The sequence below is a fragment of the Mycoplana ramosa genome (assembly GCF_041930185.1).
GTDB classification, from domain to species: Bacteria; Pseudomonadota; Alphaproteobacteria; order Rhizobiales; family Rhizobiaceae; genus Mycoplana; species Mycoplana ramosa.
In genome coordinates this window covers 103050-121800 of sequence record NZ_JBHEEW010000003.1, presented here as the reverse complement: position 1 = coordinate 121800, position 18751 = coordinate 103050, and the positions used below count along the sequence as shown (strand labels likewise).

Here is an 18751-nt window from a genome sequence, read left to right as displayed (position 1 = left end):
CTCAGCCCCCCAGATAGGCGTCGATGACAGTCTGGTTGGCACGGATTTCCTCCGGCGTGCCTTCCGCGATGATGCTGCCTTCCGCCAGCACGATGATGCGGGTGCAAAGGCTCATGACGAACTCCATGTTGTGCTCGATCACGACAAAGGTCGTGCCGTGTTCGGCATTGTAGGCCGCCAGACGATCCTTCAGACCCGTGAGCATGGTCAGGTTCACCCCGCCCGCCGGCTCATCGAGCAGCACCAGGCTCGGACCTGCCATGAAGGCCATCGCCGCGTCGACCAGCTTCTGCTGGCCGTAGGACAGAGAGCCGGCCAGCGTGTCGCGCAGATGGGTCAGGCGGAAGAAGGCGATCAGCTTCTCAGCCTCCGCGGTCAGGCCGGCATCGCCAGGGCCGAAGAGGCGGGACAGCATGCTGCCGTGGTGTTCCTGGCCGGCCAGGATGATGTTGTCGAGCACCGACATCTTCGGGAACACCGACAGCTGCTGGAAGGTCCGGCCGACGCCGAGCTTGTTGAGGTCGGAGGCGCGCATCCCGGACACGTTCCTGCCGTTGACCGCGACGTCGCCGCCATCGGGCGGGAGCTGGCCGAGGATGCAGTTGAAGAGGGTCGACTTGCCCGAGCCGTTCGGGCCGATCAGGCCAAGGATTTCCCCCTTGTGCACGTCAAAGGAGACACCGTTCACGGCCGTGATGCCGCCGAAGCTCTTCCTGATGTTGCGGACGGATAGGACTGGCGCGTTCATTTCAGGCCCGCCCCCTCTTTCATGTCGGCCCGGAGCCGGTGTCGAGGCCAGAACCGTTCACGCAATTTCCCCCACACGCCGATCAATCCGGACGGCACGAACACCAGCATCACAATGACGAGCGCCGAGTAGATGATCAGGTAATATCCCTCGGTGAAACGCAGCACCTCCGGCAGCAGGATCACCACGGCGGCCCCCAGGAAGGGTCCGAAGAAATAGCCGGAGCCGCCGACCACGACCATCAGCAGGATGCGAAGCGAATGGGCAACGCCGAACGATCCCGGCTCGATGAACTGCACGAGCGGCGCGATCAGGGTGCCGGCCAACCCGCCGAAGGTCGAGCCGATGGCGAAGGCGAGCAGGGTGATGCGTCGCGTATCGACGCCGAGGCTTTCGGCGCGAATGGGATTTTCCCGCAGCGCCTTGAACGCACGCCCCCACGGCGAGCGGACGATCCCCCACATGGCCAGCGCGGCCAGCACGGTTACGCCAAGCGTGAAGTAATAGAAGTGGAGCTGCTTCATCGTCGAAAACAGGCCGAAGTCCGGCCGCGGCATGCCGACGAGCCCATAGGAGCCGCCGGTCAGCCAATCCTCGTTTCGCAGCACCAGAAAGACCAGCGTATTGAACGCGAGCGTGACGAAGGCCAGGAAGTGGCCCTTCACCCGCAGGGCCGGGTAGCCGAGCAGCAGGCCGACGACGAAACAGGCTGTGAGCGCAAGTGGCAGCGTCAGGATCCAGTGCCAGCCGGCCAGCGTCAGCAGCGACGTCACATAGGCACCGATCGCCATGAAGGAAGCCTGTGCCAAGGAGATTTGGCCAGCATAGCCGAGCGTGAGGTTGAGACCCATGGCGGCGATGGCAAAAACCAGCCACGAGGTCAGCACATAGATGATGTAGTTGCCCTGCCCGATGGGTGCCGCGATGGCCAGGACGAGAAGTCCCAGGATGAAGAACGTACGCCTGCGATCGGTCATCAGACGGTCCTTCCTTCCGACGTGCCCATGATCCCTTGTGGCCTGACGAGGATGATGCCGATCAATAGAACAAGCGGCAGTGCCGCACGATATTCGGCCGTGACATAGGCTGCGGTGAGATTGTCGAGGACGCCGATCAACAGCCCGCCGACGAGTGCGCCGCGAATCTGATTGAAGCCCCCGACAATGGCAGCGATGAAGGCGATCAGGCCAAGCGTCTCGCCGTTCGAAAATTTGGCCAGATAGACCGGCGTGATCAGGAATGAGGCAAGGGCCGCCAGCGCCGCGTTGATCAGGAAGGCGTAGAGGATCATGCGCTTCACATTGACGCCCAGAATTTCGGCGACGGCGGGATTCTGCGCGGTGGCCTGCATGCAACGGCCCGTCCGCGTCCGGTTCAGGAACAGCGTCAGCGCCACGACGATCGCGAGCGACAGCACCAGATTGAGGATATCCTGCATCGAAAGGACGGCGCCGAAGACATTGATCGGGTCATTCGGAAAGATTGACGGGAACGGCTGTGCCTCGGCGGAGTAGAATTCCTTCACACTTTCCTTCAGCAGGATGCCAAGCGCCATCGTCGCAATGATCAGCGTGATGCCCCCGTGCGGCAGGATCGGCTCGGCGACAAGCTTCTTGAACATGAGCCCGAGCACCACGACCGAAACAGCAAGACCGAACAGCAACGCGGTCCAGAACGGCAAGCCGAAAAGGCTCATCCCTGCCAGCACGAAGAAGGCCGGCAGCATGACGAATTCCCCTTGCGCGAAATTCACCGTCTGTGCCGCTTGCCAGACGAGGGTAAAGCCGATCGCGACAAGCGCGTAGATGGAGCCGGTCGCCAAACCGGACAGAAGGACCTGTAAGAACTGGGACATCGCGTCTTCTTCCGATGGCCGCGGCGAGCGTGGTCGCCGCGGCAGGAAAGGGTGGATCAGTTGGCCGGAAGCGTGCCGATAACCACCGGCGCGCCGTCCTTCACCTGGACCATAAAGCTCGGGCGCGACATCTCGCCGCGGTCGTCCCAGCAGGTGTCGAGCAGGATCTTCGGATAATCTGCCGCCTTCAGGCAAAGTCCGCGCATCTTTTCGGAGAAGGCCTCGCCGTCGAGCTCGCCCACCATCTCGGTGACGTACTTGGTCGTCCAGGCACCGACATAGCCCTTGATGGCGTCATGGGTCGGCTTGCGCTTGAACGTCTCCTCGAACTTCTTCGTGAAAGCCGCGATGCCCGGCACTTCGGTCGCCGTGGCGGTGACGCCGACATGGGCGATGGCGCCGTCGGCCGCGGCCCCGGCCAGTTCCACGACCTTGGCCTCGGTCAGCGTGACTTCGCCGACGAGCGGCATGGCCAGGCCCTGCTTCTTCGCCTCGATCAGGAAACGGGCCGACTCTTCCTGGTTCATGTAGACAAAGACGGCCTCCGGGTTGGCTTCCTTGAGCTTGGCCACGTCGGCGGCATAATCGGTTTGCGCCTGTTCCGAAGCGACGTCGATGACGACCTCGATGCCGGCCTTCTTCATCTCCTCAACGAAGACGTCGTGACCGCCCTTGCCGAACTCGTTGTTGAGCCAAGCCACGCCCACCTTCTTCGCCTTCAGAGTGTCGGTGAAATACTTCGTCAGCGCCGGAACGCCCTTCTGTGCGCCGGACGACGTGCGGAAGACGAACGGATTGCCCTTCTCCACGATGCTCGGCGCCTCCGAGCCGACGAACTGGGGGATGCTGTTCTGCTGCGCAACCAGCATGTTGACCATCGTCGAGCCGGAATAGATCGTGCCGAGGATCGCATAGGCGCCGTCATCGATCGCCTTCTGGACCATGGCGCGCGAAACCTGCGGATCGGTCTGGGTGTCGTACTCGCCGACCTCGATCTTTTTTCCGAGAATACCGCCCTCGGCGTTGATTTCCTCGGCTGCAATCTTGATGCCGTCACGCCAATTGGTGCCGGCCGGCGCGCCAGGCCCGGAAAGTTCGGCAACCATGCCCAGCTTGACCGTTTCCTGGGCATGGGCCGTGCTGGCGACAACCAGAAGCGCGGTCGACGCTGCGAACAGGTATTTGCGGTACATTTATGTCATCCCCCTAAAAATTACGCTTTGGATCTCCGGTGGCTCGGCCTCCTGCCGGAATCGCCAACGCATTGAAAATACTGGGAGACAAAAGTCAAATTCATCGTTCCCCATCGACGACGTTATTGGCGGTTTCCACCAATGTTTCCACTTGGGGCATCGAAATTCCGGCGACCGGCATCCGGCAACGATGCGCGCGACGAACCACGGCGGTGCTTGCGCAGAGCAATCGCGGGTGTTCGAAGCGGCGAGCCGCCAGAACCAATTTGCCTCTCGACCCCGAGCAATCGTTCGGCAACCATCGAATTTCAACTTCGCGCGGCTGGGCGATCAAATCGCTTCTGCACGAACAGCGCCATAAATCTTTGAAATCTTGGAAGAATGGAGCGGGTGAGGCGATTCGAACGCCCGACCCCAACCTTGGCAAGGTTGTGCTCTACCCCTGAGCTACACCCGCTCATCGTCGACGGCCTGGGGTAGTCGGTGGCCGAAGGTCGCTGCGTTGCGGCGACGGGCGCTATATGGCCTAAGCGTTTTTCAAATGCAACAGGGAAATCACGCGATCTTTCAGAAATTTTCGATCGGACCGCGCAAGGCCCGGAATCCGGCCGCTGGCGCGAGCCGCGCCCGGCGCGACGCCCGTTGCCTCTCCCCGCGATAGGTTTTAAGCAGCAAGCGAGCCAAGCGGTGGCATCGGACACACAGGCGGGACAGCAGTGGGATCAGACATGGACATGCAGCAGGACGCACGGCAACCGAAAACCGAAGAGGAGCTTTTCGCCTTCCTCGACGGCCTCGGCATCAAGCATACGACGAAGAATCATCAACCGGTCTTCACGGTCGCCGAATCGGTGGCGCTGCGCGACGAGATCCCCGGCGGTCACACCAAAAACCTGTTCCTCAAGGACAAGAAGGACAACTATTTCCTTCTGACCGTGGAGGAGAATGCGACCGTCGACCTGAAGACGATCCATGGCGTCATCGGCGCGGCGAGCCGCGTTTCGTTCGGCAAGCCGGAAAAGCTGATGGAGTATCTGGGCGTCATCCCGGGTTCCGTGACCGCCTTCGGCGCCATCAACGACACCGGCCTGAACGTGAAGGTGATCATCGACGCGGACCTGATGGCCTATGATATCATCAACGCGCATCCCTTGCGGAACGATGCAACCACCTCGATCGGATCGAAGGACCTGCTCCGTTTCATCGAGGCGACGGGCCACGAGCCGCTTGTCTTGAAAGTGACCGCCTGACATACGATCTTCTGGCGAAATTCGATTGAAGTCGGGCGACGGTCCGTGAGGAGAAGGTGATGAGCGACAACCCCTATGCGACATCGTTCGGCGGACAGATGAACGCCGCCGTCAACTATGGCGGCGCCCCTGCGGGCGACCTGATCAAGGACACGACGACCGCGAATTTCGCCAAGGACGTGATCGAAGCCTCCCGCCAACAGCCGGTGCTCGTCGATTTCTGGGCGCCGTGGTGCGGCCCCTGCAAGCAGTTGACGCCTGTCATCGAGAAGGTGGTGAAGGAAGCCGCCGGCCGGGTCAAGCTCGTCAAGATGAACATCGACGACCACCCGTCGATCGCCGGACAGCTTGGCATCCAGTCGATCCCTGCCGTGATCGCCTTTGTCAGCGGCCGCCCCGCCGACGGCTTCATGGGGGCGCTGCCGGAAAGCCAGGTGCGCGCCTTCATCGACAAGGTCGCCGGCCCGGCCGGGGCCGACCAAAAGGCCGAGATCGAGGCGATCGTCGGCGAGGCAAAGGCACTGCTGGAGCAGAAGGACATTGCCGGCGCGGCCGATCTGTTCGGCGCGGTGCTCCAGGCGGACCCGGAAAATGCCGCAGCGCTTGCGGGCATGGCCCAGTGCATGATTGCCGCCGGCCAGCTCGACAACGCCCGTCAGGCGCTTGCATCTGCCACCGAGGAAATGGCGAAGGATCCGGCGATCGCCGCGGCGCTGAAGCAGCTCGATCAGATCGAGGAGGCGCGCAAGCTCGGCGACCCGCAAGCGCTGGAACACGCGCTCGCCACCAACCCGGACGACCACGCCGCCCGTCTGAAGCTCGCCAAGATTCGCAACGTCGAAGGCGATCGCCAAGCCGCCGCCGACCACCTGCTGATGGTCATGAAGCGCGATCGCACCTTCGAGGACGATGCGGCCCGGCGCGAGCTTCTGCAATTCTTCGAGGTCTGGGGGCCGAAGGATCCGGCAACGATCGCCGCCCGGCGCAAGCTGTCCTCGATCCTGTTTTCCTGATCGATCGCCCTGCGGACATCTTGAGAATTTCGGCGCAAACCCCATTTCAAGGGCATCGCGGCGTTCCGGCCCCACACCGGACGCCGCCAGATGCAAGGGGAAGGCGACAAGAATGCATGTCGGAAATGCGCGCTATCTGAAACCGGACGACTTGCCCGGGATGATTCCGGTGTTTCCGCTCACGGGCGCCCTGCTCCTGCCGGGCGGACAATTGCCTCTCAACATCTTCGAGCCGCGCTATCTTTCGATGTTCGACGACGCCCTGGCCGGCTGCCGGCTGATCGGCATGGTTCAGCCGGTCTTCGGCGACCATGTCGATTCCGATCCGTCGTCGGAGGCGCCAGCACTTTGCCGGGTCGGCTGCATCGGCCGCATAACTTCCTTCGCCGAGACCGGAGACGGGCGCTACATCACCTCCCTGACCGGGGTCTGCCGCTATCGGCTGATCAGCGAAGTGCGCACGACCAAGGCTTATCGCTGCTTCAAGATCGCGCCCTTCATCAGCGATCTTTCCGGCGCCGATGACGAACGCGGCGTAGACCGGGAGGCCTTGCTCTCCGCCTTTCGCGCCTATCTCGACGCCAACAAGCTGGAGGCGGATTGGGAAAGCGTCGAGCGCGCCAGCAACACGACGCTCGTCAACTCGATGTCGATGATGTCGCCCTATGGCCCCGCCGAAAAGCAGGCGCTGCTCGAGGCGCCCGATCTGAAAACCCGCGCCGAAACGCTGATCGCGATCACCGAAATCGTGCTGGCGCGCAATTTCGGCGACGTCGACACCCGCCTGCAGTAGGACCGCGCCGATGGACAACAAGACGCATCACGTCGATCCGAAGCTGCTGGAACTGCTCGTCTGCCCGCTGACGAAGGGCCGGCTGACCTGGAACGCGGAAGCCGGCGAGTTGATTTCCGAGCGGGCCAAGCTCGCCTATCCGGTTCGCGACGGCATTCCGATCATGCTCGTCTCCGAGGCGAGGGAACTGAAGGACTGACGCCAGACACCCCCTGCAAGGCGAGACAGGCGATGGACATTCGATCGGCGCTGGAGCAACTGTGCGAGGCCTTCAACGCGCATGATCTCGATCGGATCATGGCGTTCTTTTCCGACGATTGCGTCCTGGAGATGCCGAGGGGAGACAAGCCCTGGGGCTCTCGTTTCGAAGGCAAGGAACGAGTTGGCGCAGCGCTGGCCACGCGCTTCGAGGGCTTACCGGACGTCCAGTATGCCAATGCCGAGCACTTTGTCGATGCAGAGGCTGAGACCGGCATCTCCAAATGGCTCCTCACCGGCACCTCCCGCGAGGGACGGCGAACTGAAGTCCATGGCTGCGACTTCTACACGTTTCGCAACGGCAAGGTGATCCGCAAGGATTCCTACTGGAAGATTGTGGAGTAGCCGACCCGAAAGAAATGCTCAGATCGGCTGGCCGATCAGCATGCGCGGCTGGCCTTTGCCCGCAAGTCCTTCGGCCTGGCGGATGAAGAAGGATTTCAGCCCTGGAAGACGATCGACGATCCCGAGCCCGAGGTCGCGCACCAACCGCACCGGCGTGATGTCGTTGGAGAAGAGCCTCGTCAGCACGTCCGTGGTCACCCCCATGCGGAACGTGTCGAACCGGCGCCACGTCTCGTAGCGCTCGAGCACCGCAAGCGACCCGATATCGAGCCCCAGCCGGTCGGCCTCGACAATTGTCTCGGCCAGCGCCGCGACGTCCTTGAATCCGAGGTTCAGGCCCTGGCCGGAAATCGGATGAATGCCATGCGCGGCATCGCCGGCGAGCGCAAAGCGCGGCGCGACGAAAGAGCGGGCCAGCGTCAGGCCGAGCGGGAAGGCCCTGCGGCCGCCGACGGTCTTGAGCGCCCCGAGCTTGTGCCCGAACCGGCGCTCCAACTCCTCCTCGAAAACCAGATCGTCGCCTTCGACGAGGCGGTTGGCGTCCTCCGTCCGCTCGGTCCAGACCAGCGAAGAGCGGTTGCCGGTCATCGGCAGCGTCGCAAACGGGCCGGACGGCAGGAAATGCTCCTCTGCGGTTCCCTCGTGCGGGCGCTCGTGCTCGACCATGGTGACGATCCCGGATTGACCGTAGTCCCAGCGCACGGTCTTGATGCCGGCGATGTCGCGCAGCTTCGAACGCACGCCGTCGCAGGCGACGAGAAGGCGGGCCTGCACGATCTCGCCGCTGGAAAGGCGGACCTCGGTCGCGTGCGGGCCGGTGGAGAAATCCACCGCCGACGTCGACCAATGGACCGGCAGAGCGAGTCGCTCGGCCGCAGCAAGCAGGCTGCCGGTCACCGCACGGTTCGGCACCATATGGGCGAACGGAGAGCTGTCGCCTTCGGAGCCGGTCCCCTCGAAGGTCAGGAACACGGGGCGGACGGGATCGGCGGTGCGCGAATCGGTGATCACCATCCGCCGGATCGGCTCCGCCTCCGGCGCGATCTGATCCCAGACGCCGAGCACGTCGAGAAGGTTGCGCGCGGCCGCGACGAGTGCGGATGCCCGTTCGTCGCGCTTCCAGGCCTCGGCCGGCGCGCCGTCAACGAGCTCGACCGAAAGATGCGGCGCTGCCGTCTTCAGCGCCACGGCCAGTGACAACCCGACATATCCGCCGCCGGCTACCAGAACGTCGATCATGCGCTTCTCCCTGCCCCCTTGAGCAACCCGAGCAGTCTATATAGAGGACGAAACCGTAGTTTCCTACCGTGGGAGAATGCCCAAATGTCGCGGCCGATTGAGACACGATCCCCGATGGAGGAACTGCTTTCGACGCTGGACCTCGAACCGCTGGAGGTGAACCTCTTCCGGGGACGAAGCCCGAAGGTCGGCTGGCAGCGGGTGTTCGGCGGACAGGTGATCGCGCAAGCGCTGGTGGCGGCCTGCCGCACCGTCGAGAGCGATCGCTTCGTCCATTCGCTGCACGCCTATTTCGTCCGGCCCGGCGATCCGGCGGTGCCGATTCTCTACGACGTCGATCGCGTTCGCGACGGCGCCGCTTTCACGACGCGGCGGGTGATCGCCATCCAGCACGGCAAGCCGATCTTCTTCATGACGGCCTCGTTCCAGCTCGACGAGGCCGGTTTCGACCATCAGATCCGGATGCCGGCCGTGCCGCCGCCGGAGCAACTGCTCGTCGCCGAACAGATCCGCGAGCGCTTCCTTGCCCAGGCACCGCAGAACATCCGCGAATACTGGGAACGGCCACGACCGATCGAGCTGCGGCCGGTGGAGTTGACGCACTACCTGTCGCCGGAAAAGCTGCTGCCGACCCAGAACGTCTGGGTCCGCGCCACCGGACCGGTTCCGGATGCACGCCACCTTCAGGCGGCGGTTCTTGGCTACCTCTCCGACATGACGCTGCTCGACACCGCCCTGTTTGCGCATGGAACCTCCGTCTTCGACCGAACGCTCCAGATTGCGAGCCTCGACCACGCCATGTGGTTCCATCGCCCATGCGCGCTGGACGACTGGCTCCTCTATGCACAGGACAGCCCTTCGGCATCGGGTGCGCGCGGCTTGACGCGCGGCAGTCTTTTCAGTCGCTCCGGCGAGCTCATCGCCTCGGTGGCGCAGGAAGGACTGATCCGCCAGAAGGCATCTGACTAATTTTAGCGCACCTTGCGGCAGTCGCCTGTTTTTTAGGCTACATCCATCGCCACTCGTCAAGCGCTCGGCAAAAAACACCGATTTGCCAATCTGTTACGACAGGCGCTCGAATCTGGCACGCTCCTTGAATGTCTATGCCCAGCGGCCGCAGCAACTTGCTTGCGGCAGCGGGAACGGCTCCGGCCGTTGCATGGACGAAGGATGGGAACCAGATGAAAATTGTGATGGCGATTATCAAGCCGTTCAAGCTCGATGAGGTGCGCGAAGCCCTCACCGCCGTGGGGATCCAGGGCGTGACCGTGACCGAAGTGAAGGGTTACGGACGCCAGAAGGGACACACGGAGATCTACCGCGGCACAGAATACGCCGTGAGCTTTCTCCCCAAGCTGAAGATCGAAATCGCCGTTCCGACCGAAATCGCCGACAGGGTCGTCGATGCGATCGCCGCGGCCGCCAAGACCGGCCAGATCGGCGACGGCAAGATCTTCGTCTACTCGATTGAGCATGCCGTGCGCATCCGCACCGGCGAAACCGATTCCGAAGCGCTGTAACGGCAGATCAGGGAGCACCGTCAATGTCATCGCATACTCTTTCCAGCATGGTTGCCCGCCTGGGCACTGCCGCAGCAGTTCTTCTCGCCCCCGTCGTGGTTTTCGCCCAGGAAGTCGCTCCTGCGGCCGTCGAAGCCGCATCCGCCGCCCCGGTCCCGGACAAGGCCGATACCGCATTCATGTTCCTGTCCACGCTGCTCGTCTTCTTCATGCTAATCCCGGGCCTGGCGCTATTCTATGGCGGCCTCGTGCGCACCAAGAACATGCTGTCGGTGCTGATGCAGTGCACGGTGATCGGTGCCATGATGATGATCGTCTGGGTCGCCTACGGCTATTCCTTCGCCTTCGGCGGCTCGACCAATCCCTACTTCGGCGGCTTCGCCAAGACCTTTCTGGCGGGCGTTTCGGTCGACAGCACGGCTGCAACCTTCTCGGAAGGCGTCGTCATTCCGGAATACCTGTTCATGCTGTTCCAGATGACGTTTGCGGCGCTGACCCCGGCCCTGATCATCGGCGCCTTCGCAGAGCGCATCAAGTTCTCGGCCGTCATCCTCTTCACGCTCCTCTGGGCCACCTTCGTCTATTTCCCGATCGCCCACATGGTCTGGGACGGCAACGGCCTGATCTTCAACATGGGCGCGCTCGACTTCGCCGGCGGCACGGTCGTGCACATCAACGCCGGCGTGGCGGGCCTGATCGGCGCGGTCATGGTCGGCAAGCGCACCGGCTTCGGCAAGGACATGATGGCGCCGCACTCCATGACGCTGACGCTCGTCGGCGCCGCCATGCTGTGGTTCGGCTGGTTCGGCTTCAACGCCGGCTCAAACCTCGAAGCCTCGGGCGGCGCGGTGCTTGCGACCGTCAACACCTTCGTCGCGACGGCGGCTGCCATCCTCGCCTGGTCGCTGGTCGAGAGCTTCACCCGCGGCAAGGCTTCGCTGCTTGGCGCTGCATCGGGCATGATCGCCGGCCTCGTCGTCATCACGCCCGCGGCCGGTTCGGTCGGTCCGATGGGTGCCATCGTGCTCGGTCTGCTCGTTTCGCCGGTCTGCTACTTCTTCGTCGCCGTCGTGAAGAACAAGTTCGCCTACGATGACACGGCCGACGTCTTCGGGGTCCACGGCGTCGGCGGCTTCATCGGCGCGCTCGGCACGGGCATCTTTACCGCGCCCTGGCTTGGCGGGACCGGCGCCGAGGACTTCTTCATTGCCTCGCAGTTCATGACCCAGTTGACCGCCGTCGCGATCACCATCGTGTGGTGCGGTGTCGTCTCGACGATCCTCTACAAGGTCGTGGACGCCATCGTCGGTTTGCGCGTTACGGTCGAATCCGAGCGCGAGGGTCTGGATCTATCGTCGCACGGCGAGGCCGCCTATCACGCCTGATGCGGCGCCTGGGACGGCGACCCGGCTGCCGTCGCCGGGTTTCCCGTTACGGCGACATTCTGAATTTGCAGCGCTTGGCCCGGGCCCTCGGTTCGGGCCTTTTTGCGTTGCCAGGCCCCAGACACCGAGGAAACGAGCGACCCGCGCACCATGGTTAACATGCCATTAACGCTTGACCCGTTAGGGTCGCACATCATCCACGCTCCCGAACCCGGCGGGAAAACCATCCGGAATGATCGCGCGACAGGCTGAAACATATGGCGAGAAGCACATCGGCAATGCTGGATAACCGCCCCGAGCGGTTCGTCCTATCCGCCTTTCTATGGCGGCAGATACGGGCCCTGCTCGGCTTCGGCCTGTTCATAGCGCTCGCGCTCGCCGTCGCCGCACTCTCCACGTGGAACGTGTCCGACCCAAGCCTCTCCTATGCTTCCGGCGGCGAACCGACCAATGCGCTCGGCTATGGCGGCGCCGTATTCGCCGACATCTTCATGCAGTTCTTCGGGCTTGCCAGCGTCATCGCGCTCCTTCCCGTCGTCGCCTGGGCGATCGCGCTCATCAAGAACCGGCGGCTCGCGCGTGTCCTGAAGCGCATTGGCGCCTGGTTCGGCGGAGCGGTGCTCGCATCGGCGGCGCTCAGCTGTGTTCCCGCGCCGATCACCTGGCCGCTGCCCAACGGCCTTGGCGGCGTCTTCGGCGACATGATCCTGCGGTTTCCCGCCCTGTTCACCGGCACCTATCCGACCGGCACGCTGGCGAGCGTCCTCGGCGCCTTGCTCGCGCTTCCCTCGGCGTGGCTGCTGGTCTTCAGTGCCGGATTGATCGGCAACGACCCGGTAGAGGAGGACGAACTCACAGCGCCGGCACCGATCGAACGGACCCGCACCGTCAGCGATGCCGCGGAAGAGGACGAGGCCGAGGGTCCGCTGATGCTCGTCGCCGGCGCCCTGACCCACGCCTGGTACACCAGCCAGGCTCGGGTGCGGCGCCTGTTTGGCTTGTCCGGTCGCAGCAAGACCCATTCGCGCGCAGTCGAACAGCCCTATGACTTCAACGACGACGAGTTCGGCACCCTGAACGAGCCCTCGCGGCCAAAGACGGCGCCACGGTTCTCCGACCGGGTCGAACCGTCATTGGAGGGGGGTGTCCGCCGCGCCGTAGCACCGCCGCCGATCTCCTCCTTCGATGACGATGACGCGTTGGACGACGACGCAGACCTGCCGCGTCCGGCCGGCATCCTGCCCGACGACGACGATTGGGCCCCGCGCGCCGCACCGGCCGGTCCTGCGGGTCTGCGTTCGCGGATCGCCGCCGCCGCGCCGAAGCCGAAGGCCGGCCAGCGGATGGAGCGGGAGGCGCAGTCCTCCTTCGCCGGCCAGGATGGCTTCCAGCTTCCGTCCCTGCACCTTCTTGCAGAACCGCGCAACGTCACGCGGGATGCATCGCTCTCGGCCGACGCGTTGGAGCAGAACGCCCGCATGCTCGAGGGCGTGCTGGAGGATTTCGGCGTCAAGGGCGAGATCATCCAGGTGCGGCCCGGCCCGGTCGTGACGCTTTACGAACTGGAACCCGCGCCCGGCATCAAGTCGTCCCGCGTCATCGGCCTGGCCGATGACATCGCCCGCTCGATGAGCGCGATCGCTGCCCGCGTTGCCGTGGTTCCCGGCCGCAACGCGATCGGCATCGAACTGCCGAACCAGAGCCGCGAGACGGTCTATCTGCGCGAACTGCTCGCCAGCCGCGACTTCGAGACCAGCAAGGCCAAGCTCGCCATGGCGCTCGGCAAGACGATCGGCGGCGAGCCGGTCATCTCCGACATCGCCAAGATGCCGCACCTGCTCGTCGCCGGCACCACCGGCTCGGGCAAATCGGTGGCGATCAACACGATGATCCTGTCGATACTCTATCGTCTGAAGCCGGAGCAGTGCCGGCTGATCATGATCGACCCGAAGATGCTGGAACTGTCCGTCTATGACGGCATCCCGCACCTGCTCTCCCCGGTCGTCACCGATCCGAAGAAGGCCGTCGTGGCGCTGAAGTGGACCGTCCGCGAGATGGAGGAGCGCTACAAGAAGATGTCGAAGATCGGCGTGCGCAACATCGACGGCTTCAACAGCCGCGTCGAGCAGGCGCTTGCCAAGGGCGAGGCGATCACCCGCACTGTCCAGACCGGCTTCGACCGCCAGACCGGCGAGGCGGTCTACGAGACCGAGGAATTCGACCTGCAGCCGATGCCCTATATCGTCGTCATCATCGACGAGATGGCCGACCTGATGATGGTCGCCGGCAAGGACATCGAGGGCGCCGTGCAGCGGCTGGCGCAGATGGCGCGTGCCGCCGGCATCCACGTCATCATGGCGACGCAGCGCCCGTCGGTGGACGTCATCACCGGCACGATCAAGGCCAACTTCCCGACCCGCATCTCCTTCCAGGTCACCTCGAAAATCGACAGCCGCACCATCCTCGGCGAACAGGGCGCCGAGCAGCTGCTCGGCATGGGCGACATGCTCTACATGGCCGGTGGCGGCCGCATCCAGCGCGTCCATGGCCCGTTCGTTTCCGACAACGAGGTCGAGGCCGTCGTCGCCCATCTGAAGACGCAAGGCGCGCCGCAGTATCTCGACGCCATCACCGAAGACGACGACGACGACATGGACGGCGGCGGCCCGGCCGGCACGTCGAATCTCGAGGATTCGGACGATCCCTACGACCAGGCCGTGGCCGTGGTCCTGCGGGACGGCAAGGCCTCGACATCCTATATCCAGCGCCGGCTCGGCATCGGCTATAATCGGGCTGCTTCGCTCATCGAACGGATGGAGCAGGAGGGCATCATCGGGCCGGCAAACCACGCGGGCAAGCGCGAGATTCTCGTTCCGACGGAAGATGAAATCACGAGCCGGTAGCGCAAGCCTGCTTCCTTGCCCGGAACACAAGCCGCGCCGGCGACCACGCCTTGATGGCGCCGCACTTGGCGTACATGAGAGCGACATGAAGGAGATCAATATGAGCACTGACCAAACGACCGCTGGCATGGCCATCACGCGACGCGGTTTTGTCGGTCTGACGGCGCTGTTGCTCGCAGCCGGTCCTGCGATCCTGGCACCACGGCCGGCCGGCGCCCAAGCTTCCGGTGCGGCTCAGCGGATCGCCGATCATTTCTCCTCCGTGAAGACGATGATGGGCGAGTTCGTGCAATTCGGCCCGCGCGGCGAGCAGACCGGCGGCAAGTTCTACATCAGCCGCCCGGGCAAGATCCGCTTCAACTACGAAGATCCCTCGCCGATGCGCGTCATCTCCGATGGCAGCACGGTGGTCATCGGCAATCGCAAGCTGAAAACCTGGGATGTCTATCCGCTCTCCAAGACGCCGCTCAAGCTGCTTCTCGGCAACCGGATCGATTTGAGTTCCAATATGGTTCGCGGGGTGAAAGTCGAGGACGATCTCATCACCATCGTGCTTGGTGACCGCAACATGTTCGGCAGTTCGACCATCACGATGATGTTCGACCCGAAGACCTACGACCTGCGTCAGTGGACGATCCGGGACGCACAGGGCAAGGACACCTCGGTCATGATCTTCAACGTCAAGACCGGCGTGCAGCTGGACCCAAAGGTCTTCGCTATCCCCTACAACGAGATTCACGGCCGGTAACTCCTCCATCCGCCACCCCTCGCAAGCCGAATGGCCGCACCGGTTTCACCGCTGCGGCTGTTTTCTTCCAGACAATACCGGTCTAAACAGCTCGCGGACCCACCATCGGGCCTGACGAGGACACGGCATGCCACTTTCGATCGCCACCTGGAACATCAACTCCGTCCGGCTGCGGATCGGCCTTGTCGAGCATTTCCTCAAAACCTACGAACCGGACATCCTGTGCCTTCAGGAAACCAAGTGCCCGAATGACCAGTTCCCGTCGAAGCCGCTGAAGGCGCTCGGCTACGAACACATCCTGATGCATGGCCAGAAAGGCTATCATGGCGTTGCGACGATCTCCCGGCTGCCTTTGACCGAACTCGTCGAACGGCGCGATTATTGCGGCGTCGGCGACGCGCGGCATCTCTCGGTCGTCTTCACGCACCGCCGCAAGTCGATCCGGCTGCACAATTTCTATGTGCCGGCCGGCGGCGACGAGCCGGATCGCACCATCAATCCCAAGTTCGGCCACAAGCTCGACTTCATCGAGGAAATGAAGCTGCTGCACGCGGAAGCCGAGGCCGGCATCTCCTCGATCCTCGTCGGCGACCTCAACATCGCGCCGCTCGAACACGACGTCTGGTCGCACAAGCAACTGCTTAAGATCGTCAGCCATACGCCGGTCGAAGTCGAAGGTCTGATGGAGGTCATGACAAAGGGTGCGTGGGTCGACCTCATGCGCCGCAAGATCCCGGCCGACCAGAAGCTCTACACCTGGTGGAGCTATCGTGCCCAGGACTGGAATGCTGCCGACCGGGGTCGCCGCCTCGACCATATCTGGTCATCGGCCGACCTCGAGGCGCATCTGTCCGTGATCACCGTCCTGCGCGAGGCGCGCGGCTGGGAGCGCCCGTCCGACCACGTTCCGGTGATCGCGACCTTCGATCTGTAGGAGCCGGCAGCAGCGTTCAGGCGAAGCGGCCGGCCATGCCCGTCGCGCCGTTGATCATCGCTTCCAGGTTGGCACGGATGCGCGCATGCACCAGCGTCGCCACATCCGGATATTCTTCCAGCATCCGTCGAAACAGCGGACGGTTGATGCGGATGACCTCGCTGTCTTCCGTCGCCGTGGCGGTGAACTTGCGTTCGACGACGGTGATCATTGCGAGCTCCGACAGAAGCGACCCGCGGCCGGCGGTCCCTTCGTCCCGCACCGAGCCGTCGCGCGCGGTGGAATAGAGACGAAAATTGCCCGAGGCGATCACGAAGCCGCAATCGGCGGACGTGCCTTCGCGAAACAGCGTCTGGCCTTCGACGAGCCGGCGGCGCTCGGCGCCAAAGGCCATCAGCCGCAGTTTGTCTTCCGAAAGTCCGGCCAACAAGGGAACCTGCGCGAAAAGCCTGATATCGTCAATGAGAGCCAAGCGGCGCCTCCGGCATGCTGTCGGGGCTTCGCAAACCGCGAAGCCTCCTCGAATTCTTGGCAATCCAATAACCGACAACAACACGCCGCGTCCAGCGGGCGCGGGAGCATCAGGGGACGATCTTGTAGCCGCCGTTCTCGGTGACGAGGATCTCGGCATTCGACGGGTCGCGCTCGATCTTCTGGCGCAGCCGGTAGACATGGGTTTCCAGCGTATGAGTCGTGACACCGGAATTATAGCCCCACACCTCTTCGAGCAGGACATCGCGGGTAACCACCTTCTGGTCGGCCCGATAGAGATAGCGGATGATCGCCGCTTCCTTTTCAGTGAGGCGGATCTTCTGGCCGTTGTCCATCGTCAAAAGCTTCTGGCCAGGCTTGAAGGTATAGGGGCCAACGGTGAAGGTGGCGTCCTCGCTGCTCTCGTGCTGACGCAGTTGTGCACGGATGCGGGCGAGAAGGACGGCAAAACGGAACGGCTTCGTAACGTAGTCGTTGGCGCCCGCTTCCAGGCCGAGGATGGTGTCGGAATCGGTGTCGTGCCCGGTCAACATGATGATCGGCGCCTTGAAGCCGCCCTTGCGCAAAAGCTTGACGGCCTCGCGCCCGTCCATGTCCGGCAGGCCGACATCCATGATCAACAGATCCACCTGCCCCGCGCGCGCGGCCTGCATGCCCTTGGCGGCCGTCGTTTCCTGAAGGATCGTGAACTCCTCGTAGAGCGCAAGCTGCTCGACCAGCGTTTCCCGCAGATCGCTGTCATCATCGACAATGAGGATCGTTCGCGACGTCATCTTTTCCCTTCCGGCATTCAAGTTGAACCTAAGCAAAATTGTACTTTTGACAACCCTGCTTGGCTTATTGGTAAGTTCGGAGTCCCGCAGCCGACCCCGTGCATCTGCAAAGATTGGCGGACATGACACAACTGCATGAGCACCTAAGAGCAGCAGTATGAGACGAATAGCAAAGACAGCACCAGAAAAACACGGCACAATCGTGGTACGGCGTGCCCCTGCGAAAAAGAGCCGCGCCATTCTGCAGTATGGAGTGCTGCGCATTCCAGCGGCGATCGGCCGCAGCGGCACCACTGCCCTGAAGCGCGAAGGCGACGGCGCCACCCCGATCGCATCGATGGGCCTACTCCACGGCTTCTGGCGGGCGGATCGAGTGGGGGGAGTCTCCACCCCTTTGCCGCTCCGGCGCATCCGCGCCGACATGCTCTGGTGCGACGCCGCGGACCATCCTTCCTACAACCGCCTGGTGCGGGCGCCGTTCCTTGCCAGCCACGAGGAGATGTGGCGTGCCGACGACCTCTATGACGTGTGCCTGGTGCTGGACTGGAACATCACCTCGCGGCGGCGGAACAGGGGATCGGCGATCTTCTTTCACCTCATTCGACCAGGCTATGAACCGACGGCCGGCTGCGTCGCCGTGAACGCGGGCGACATGATGCGGCTACTGCCGTTCTTGCGGCGGGGCACCCGGCTGCGCGTCGTCTGAGGCGCCGTGCGCACCGGCGACCGCGGCGGGAGACCTCTCAAGCGATGGACTTCGGCGTCACAAAGCGTTCCAGCGTTCCGGTTCCGGCATGCACGTCCGACCAGGATTCAAGCGAGAAATCGAACACGGCCAATGCTGCGGTTGGAAATTTTTCGCCTAGCCGCCTGACGGCATCGGCTTCACCGGCACCGACAAGCGCAAGCGCGAATTGCTGCAGTCCCGGATTGTGGCCGACCAGCATCAGGCAGCGCACGCTGGCGCTGGTATCGCGAACCACCTCCACAAGCCGGTTTGGCGGCGCCTCGTAGATCGCGTCGATGTCACGCTTCTTGACGCCCTTCGGCAGATTGGGCGCGATCAGGTTCCAGGTGTCCTGCGTGCGGCGGGCCGTCGAGACCAGCACAAGGTCAGGGACCAGGCGTTCCCGCGCCATGTAGGCTCCCATCAACGGCGCTGTTTTCTGCCCGCGCGGGGCCAGTGGCCGCTTCAGATCGGTAACGCCGTCCGGCCAGGCGGACTTGGCATGGCGTAGCAGGATAAGGCGGCGGTCAGTCATCGTCTGCTCCTCCGGTCGCATCAATTACGGCCACCATCCG

Annotated in this window: 20 protein-coding genes and 1 tRNA gene; 12 read left to right on the top strand and 9 right to left on the bottom strand. The window is 63.5% G+C overall.

The genetic code is table 11. The features are described 5' to 3' along the window. Window position 1: 1 nt before the first annotated feature. From JNC62_RS04960 to JNC62_RS04940, 5 genes are all read right to left on the bottom strand, one after another. Window positions 2-748 (bottom strand): ABC transporter ATP-binding protein, encoded by a 747-nt coding sequence (locus tag JNC62_RS04960; RefSeq protein WP_374836537.1) that lies wholly within the window; start codon window positions 746-748, stop codon window positions 2-4. Next, the gene (locus JNC62_RS04955) at window positions 745-1725 is read right to left on the bottom strand and encodes a branched-chain amino acid ABC transporter permease (protein WP_374836535.1); all 981 of its coding nucleotides are present in this window, start codon (window positions 1723-1725) and stop codon (window positions 745-747) included. Before JNC62_RS04955 ends, JNC62_RS04960 begins: the two co-directional genes overlap by 4 nt. Continuing rightward, window positions 1725-2603, bottom strand: coding sequence for a branched-chain amino acid ABC transporter permease (locus JNC62_RS04950; RefSeq protein ID WP_374836533.1), 879 nt, complete (start codon window positions 2601-2603; stop codon window positions 1725-1727). Before JNC62_RS04950 ends, JNC62_RS04955 begins: the two co-directional genes overlap by 1 nt. A gap of 56 nt (window positions 2604-2659) precedes the next feature. Then, entirely contained in the window at window positions 2660-3796 is a 1137-nt protein-coding gene (locus JNC62_RS04945; protein WP_374836531.1) for an ABC transporter substrate-binding protein, read from the bottom strand. A 382-nt stretch (window positions 3797-4178) separates the two neighbouring features. Beyond that, window positions 4179-4253, bottom strand: a tRNA-Gly gene (locus tag JNC62_RS04940). Between the two features lie 271 nt (window positions 4254-4524). Between JNC62_RS04940 and JNC62_RS04935 the strand changes: the two genes are divergently transcribed. The 5 genes from JNC62_RS04935 to JNC62_RS04915 all read left to right on the top strand — a co-directional run bounded on the left by JNC62_RS04935 (window position 4525) and on the right by JNC62_RS04915 (window position 7455). Then, window positions 4525-5046, top strand: coding sequence for a prolyl-tRNA synthetase associated domain-containing protein (locus JNC62_RS04935; RefSeq protein WP_374836529.1), 522 nt, complete (start codon window positions 4525-4527; stop codon window positions 5044-5046). Window positions 5047-5105: 59 nt separating this feature from the next. Continuing rightward, window positions 5106-6059 (top strand): thioredoxin, encoded by a 954-nt coding sequence (trxA, locus tag JNC62_RS04930; protein WP_374836527.1) that lies wholly within the window; start codon window positions 5106-5108, stop codon window positions 6057-6059. 112 nt (window positions 6060-6171) lie between these two features. Further along, entirely contained in the window at window positions 6172-6852 is a 681-nt protein-coding gene (locus JNC62_RS04925; RefSeq protein ID WP_374836525.1) for an LON peptidase substrate-binding domain-containing protein, read from the top strand. Between the two features lie 10 nt (window positions 6853-6862). Continuing rightward, window positions 6863-7051: a Trm112 family protein gene (locus JNC62_RS04920; protein WP_374836523.1), complete on the top strand. Its 189-nt coding sequence runs from the start codon at window positions 6863-6865 to the stop codon at window positions 7049-7051. Between the two features lie 32 nt (window positions 7052-7083). Beyond that, window positions 7084-7455: a nuclear transport factor 2 family protein gene (locus JNC62_RS04915; RefSeq protein WP_374836521.1), complete on the top strand. Its 372-nt coding sequence runs from the start codon at window positions 7084-7086 to the stop codon at window positions 7453-7455. 18 nt (window positions 7456-7473) lie between these two features. Here JNC62_RS04915 and JNC62_RS04910 read toward each other — a convergent pair whose 3' ends face one another. Beyond that, complete coding sequence (locus JNC62_RS04910; protein ID WP_374836519.1) at window positions 7474-8694, bottom strand: ubiquinone biosynthesis hydroxylase; 1221 nt, start codon at window positions 8692-8694, stop codon at window positions 7474-7476. An 84-nt stretch (window positions 8695-8778) separates the two neighbouring features. On the opposite strand from JNC62_RS04910, the gene tesB reads away from it, so the two are divergent. The 6 genes from tesB (at window position 8779) to JNC62_RS04880 (ending at window position 16184) form a co-directional block, all read left to right on the top strand. Next, window positions 8779-9663, top strand: a complete 885-nt coding sequence (gene tesB / locus JNC62_RS04905; protein WP_374836518.1) for an acyl-CoA thioesterase II — start codon at window positions 8779-8781, stop codon at window positions 9661-9663. Between the two features lie 212 nt (window positions 9664-9875). Next, the gene (locus JNC62_RS04900) at window positions 9876-10214 is read left to right on the top strand and encodes a P-II family nitrogen regulator (protein ID WP_374836517.1); all 339 of its coding nucleotides are present in this window, start codon (window positions 9876-9878) and stop codon (window positions 10212-10214) included. Window positions 10215-10237: 23 nt separating this feature from the next. Next, window positions 10238-11599: an ammonium transporter gene (locus JNC62_RS04895; protein ID WP_374836515.1), complete on the top strand. Its 1362-nt coding sequence runs from the start codon at window positions 10238-10240 to the stop codon at window positions 11597-11599. A gap of 257 nt (window positions 11600-11856) precedes the next feature. Further along, complete coding sequence (locus tag JNC62_RS04890) at window positions 11857-14502, top strand: FtsK/SpoIIIE family DNA translocase (protein WP_374836513.1); 2646 nt, start codon at window positions 11857-11859, stop codon at window positions 14500-14502. Between the two features lie 85 nt (window positions 14503-14587). Next, a complete protein-coding gene (locus tag JNC62_RS04885) occupies window positions 14588-15250 on the top strand; it encodes an outer membrane lipoprotein carrier protein LolA (RefSeq protein WP_374836511.1) in 663 nt (220 codons plus the stop codon). A gap of 127 nt (window positions 15251-15377) precedes the next feature. After that, window positions 15378-16184, top strand: a complete 807-nt coding sequence (locus JNC62_RS04880) for an exodeoxyribonuclease III (protein WP_374836510.1) — start codon at window positions 15378-15380, stop codon at window positions 16182-16184. 16 nt (window positions 16185-16200) lie between these two features. Here the strand turns inward: JNC62_RS04880 and JNC62_RS04875 are convergent, their stop codons facing one another. Next, window positions 16201-16656, bottom strand: coding sequence for a cyclic nucleotide-binding domain-containing protein (locus tag JNC62_RS04875; protein WP_374836508.1), 456 nt, complete (start codon window positions 16654-16656; stop codon window positions 16201-16203). Between the two features lie 109 nt (window positions 16657-16765). Beyond that, a complete protein-coding gene (locus tag JNC62_RS04870; RefSeq protein ID WP_374836506.1) occupies window positions 16766-17449 on the bottom strand; it encodes a response regulator transcription factor in 684 nt (227 codons plus the stop codon). A gap of 157 nt (window positions 17450-17606) precedes the next feature. On the opposite strand from JNC62_RS04870, the gene JNC62_RS04865 reads away from it, so the two are divergent. Continuing rightward, the gene (locus JNC62_RS04865) at window positions 17607-18155 is read left to right on the top strand and encodes a L,D-transpeptidase family protein (RefSeq protein ID WP_374836504.1); all 549 of its coding nucleotides are present in this window, start codon (window positions 17607-17609) and stop codon (window positions 18153-18155) included. 37 nt (window positions 18156-18192) lie between these two features. On the opposite strand, the gene JNC62_RS04860 is transcribed toward JNC62_RS04865, so the two are convergent. Then, window positions 18193-18711: a SixA phosphatase family protein gene (locus tag JNC62_RS04860; RefSeq protein ID WP_374836502.1), complete on the bottom strand. Its 519-nt coding sequence runs from the start codon at window positions 18709-18711 to the stop codon at window positions 18193-18195. Window positions 18712-18751 lie beyond the last annotated feature (40 nt).